This window comes from Staphylococcus sp. GDY8P196P, assembly GCF_017891705.1.
Classification (GTDB): Bacteria; Bacillota; Bacilli; order Staphylococcales; family Staphylococcaceae; genus Staphylococcus; species Staphylococcus ureilyticus.
Map to the genome: position 1 here is coordinate 1 of NZ_JAESJS010000007.1, position 3640 is coordinate 3640.

Here is a 3640-nt window from a genome sequence, read left to right on the forward strand (position 1 = left end):
CATATATCGAATAAAGTGACACTTATCATCTGAAAAAATTAGTAGATGCAAATATTCTTATTGCTGAAAAGCATGGTACATGGAACTATTATAAAATTAATGAGCAACAAATACAGGTAGTTTTAAATGAAGATACTTGTTGTAAGATACTATAAGTATCTTCTTTTAATATAAAATTAATCAACTTTTTTTGATTAAATAAATTCGGAGGCGTTATACTGATGTTAGATTCAATTATAGAATTCATAAAAACATTTTTAATGTTGTTTTTTGAATTATTAGTACTATTTATAATCGTGAGCTTTATTGTAAGTCTAATTCAACAAGTTGTTTCAGAAGAAAAAATCAAGAGACTTTTGAGCAAACCTAATAAAGCAGTCAATTATATATTAGGTATGATATTTGGTGCTGTTACACCTTTTTGCTCTTGTTCGACGATCCCAATACTCGCAGGTCTTTTAAATTCTAAAGTACCTTTTGGTCCAGCAATGAGTTTCTTGATTGCTTCACCATTAATGAATCCATTAATGCTGTTTATGCTATGGGCTTTATTAGGTTGGAAAGTTGCTGTTGTTTATTTTGTAGTACTAGCAATTTTTAGTATTTTAACAGGTTTAGTATTTTCAAAAATGAATTTATCTGAAAGTTATAAAGGAGTTAATGTTAAAGGAGACGGTTTTTTTGCTAATAAAACAGGATCTCGTTTTAAACAAGCACTAAACGATGCGTGGGCGTTTTTATACCCAATGTTACCTTATCTATTTATTGGTGTGTTTATTGGTGCCTTTATATATGGATTCATACCGGAAGCATTTATAACTAAGTATGCAAGTGGCGATGGTTTTATATCGGTCTTGATTGCTTCAGTTATCGGTATTCCTATGTATATTAGACCAGAAACAATGCTTCCTATAGCTGAAGCTTTAGTATCTAAAGGTATGTCACTGGGAACAGTCGTAGCATTAATTATAGGTGGCGCAGGAGCAAGTATTCCTGAAGTTGTATTGTTATCGAAATTATTTAAAAAGAAATTTGTAATATCTTTTGTTATAGCAATTTTAGTCGTAGCTATTGCTACTGGTCTAATTGTTAACTTAATCATTTAAGGAGGTGAAGTAAATGGGTATCAAAGACGCATTAAAAAAATTAAAACCTCAAGAACAGTCATGTTGTTCAGTTGAAATTGAAGAGAAAACAGACAAAAAAGACGAAAATAATGAGAAAAAAGAAAATGGTAATAAAAATTGTTGCTAACATTAAAAAAGTTCTGTTTGATTTTGCATTTATTAACATAATCGATGATTATCAGAAGTTCTCACTATAAAAAAGGCACTAAAAGATTATAATCTTTTAGTGCCTAATTAATTATATTAGCTACCAAACAAACGACTCCAAAAGCCTTTTTTAGGTTGTTTTTCTTCCATCTCTTCATCTTCACTATCTATTTCTTTAAATTGTGTATCGTCTTTTGTGGATGGTTTTTCGTTGATGTTCTCATCCTCTTTTTCTTCAGAGATATCTCTATGCTGTACCTCTATGGGCTGTTCCTTTTCTGGTTGCTGATTAAAATCTTTAGTTTCTTCGGTAAACTTTGCTTCTTGCGCCTTAACATTTTGTCTATCATTAGAAGATGTATCAAAGGAATAATTAAGCTGTCTTTCTTCCTCTAATTGATTTTCTAGTTTTTGAATTTTTTTATTACTTTCTAAAGCCAATATTTGTTGATTTTCCAATAGTTTGTTTAATGTATTAACATTGCTATTTTGCTGATCTAATTGCTTTGTTAGGTTCTCAATATATTTTTCGTCATTTTCAGCTCGGGTTTTAAAGATTTCTATTTGTTTTTCTAACTCGTTTACTTTTGTTTTTAATGTCTCAGAAGTACCTAAATTACTATACTCCACATTTTTAACTTCGGAAGTATTTTCATTAGGTATTTCTTTTTTAACTGTTTCCTGCTTTTCTATGGTACTTTCTTTTTTTGTTATTTTTTCTATAATTTTCAAACAATCATTATCACTAATGTAATTAATACCATTTTCTTTTGAAAAAGTAATATTTAAATTTTTAGCATTATTAACAATAGTTTGTTTAGTTACATTCAATTCATCAGCAAGTATTTTAATAGTTTTCATACAAATCATCCTTAGGTACTAAATTAGGTACCTAAATTTTACCACCTAACAATAAATTTTTCATCTTTTACTACATAATTTGACTACCTAATTTAGTGCCTAAGCACCTAATTAGGCACCTACAAACCGTTTTGCTAATTAATTAGGCACTAAATAAACCTGTTCTAAGATTTTTAGGTACTTAATATTATCCTAACGATTTTTAAAACGCTTTATATGCGTATTTAAAAGTGTTAATATTACTTTATGAAAATTAAAAGAGCCAATGCTATTGGCGTAGCATCGGCTCTTGGTAATAAAACGATTCGCATTCGTTTGTTTATATATTTTTTTGATACTTGTATTATATATATCTAATCATCTAAGTGCAAGCACAAAACATGTAACTTACGTAAAAATTGTTTTATTACCTCAACTTCTAAATAAATGGAAATGAGGTTTTTATTATGCCAAATTTTGAGAAATATAATTTATCTCAAGTGAAAACTGAAAGATTCTATCAATTACCTAAATACTTATTTGAAGATGCATATTTCAAGAAAATGTCAGCAGAGGCCAAAATTATGTATGCATTATTAAAGGATCGTTTTGAATTATCTATACAAAATGAATGGGTAGATAAAAATAATAATATTTATTTTATTTTTAGTAACAAGCATTTGTGTGAATACTTAGGCTACGCTGAGCAAAAAATCATAAAATTAAAAAAGGAACTAGTGAAATTTAACTTACTTACTCAAGAGCGAGTGGGACTTAATAAGCCTAATAGATTATATCTATTAAAGCCAAATTATAATAATGAAATCAGTCATAGCAAGGAACTTCCAAATTCACAGTTCCAAAACAATGAATTTGGAAGTTCTGGAACTGTGAATTCGGAAGTTCTTGAACAGTTGAATTCACAGTCTAATGATACTGAATTTAGTAATACTGATTATATAGAGACTGAGAACAATGATACGAATGATTTGAATGATACACCTAACAATATTTCTGAAAACGCTCATTCGAATCATACAAATCATCAAAAAACTGAATTTAATAATGATGCCTTAAAATTCCAAGTGCTTGAAGAATTGCCACAACAAATCAAAAATTACTTAAGTAATTTTGAAATTAGAGAAATTCGTATTATTAAAAGTGTTTTACTTAAAGGAAAAAAATCATTTAATAATGCTCATGATACATATTACCGTTTAGAAGACGTGGAGTTCGAACTCGTCAGTGTCTTAAAACGATTTAAAGCGATGTTGCTACAAAAGAATGAAACCGTTGAAGCTATGCAAGGATATTTAATGCAATCGATTAAAGCTGAACTTGAAGAAATACACGCACTTAATATGCGTCGTCAAAACATGAAACAACATAATATCTTTAACCAATAATTTAGATAATCTTATAGCAATTAAAGAGACTTCGAAATATTCGGTTAAGTCATCAGATTATTTAACTGGAGATAGTGAAAAAGATTCGGAAATTGTTAATGATTTAGAAAAAGGTTTATA

General features: G+C 28.6%; 4 protein-coding genes and 2 pseudogenes. 5 read left to right on the plus strand and 1 reads right to left on the minus strand.

Annotated features, from left to right (window positions below; genetic code table 11):
• Window positions 1-20: 20 nt before the first annotated feature.
• The 3 genes and pseudogenes from KA814_RS02910 to KA814_RS02920 all read left to right on the plus strand — a co-directional run.
• A pseudogene (locus tag KA814_RS02910) lies at window positions 21-155 on the plus strand (ArsR/SmtB family transcription factor); the annotation flags it as partial.
• Window positions 156-221: 66 nt separating this feature from the next.
• A complete protein-coding gene (locus KA814_RS02915) occupies window positions 222-1106 on the plus strand; it encodes a permease (protein WP_210122664.1) in 885 nt (294 codons plus the stop codon).
• Between the two features lie 13 nt (window positions 1107-1119).
• Window positions 1120-1254, plus strand: a complete 135-nt coding sequence (locus tag KA814_RS02920) for a hypothetical protein (RefSeq protein WP_002509686.1) — start codon at window positions 1120-1122, stop codon at window positions 1252-1254.
• Window positions 1255-1370: 116 nt separating this feature from the next.
• On the opposite strand, the gene KA814_RS02925 is transcribed toward KA814_RS02920, so the two are convergent.
• A complete protein-coding gene (locus KA814_RS02925) occupies window positions 1371-2135 on the minus strand; it encodes a DUF536 domain-containing protein (protein ID WP_107520884.1) in 765 nt (254 codons plus the stop codon).
• A gap of 446 nt (window positions 2136-2581) precedes the next feature.
• Here KA814_RS02925 and KA814_RS02930 point away from each other — a divergent pair, with 446 nt between their 5' ends.
• Window positions 2582-3520, plus strand: a complete 939-nt coding sequence (locus KA814_RS02930; protein ID WP_210122665.1) for a replication initiator protein A — start codon at window positions 2582-2584, stop codon at window positions 3518-3520.
• A 16-nt stretch (window positions 3521-3536) separates the two neighbouring features.
• A pseudogene (locus KA814_RS13820) lies at window positions 3537-3640 on the plus strand (protein rep); the annotation flags it as partial.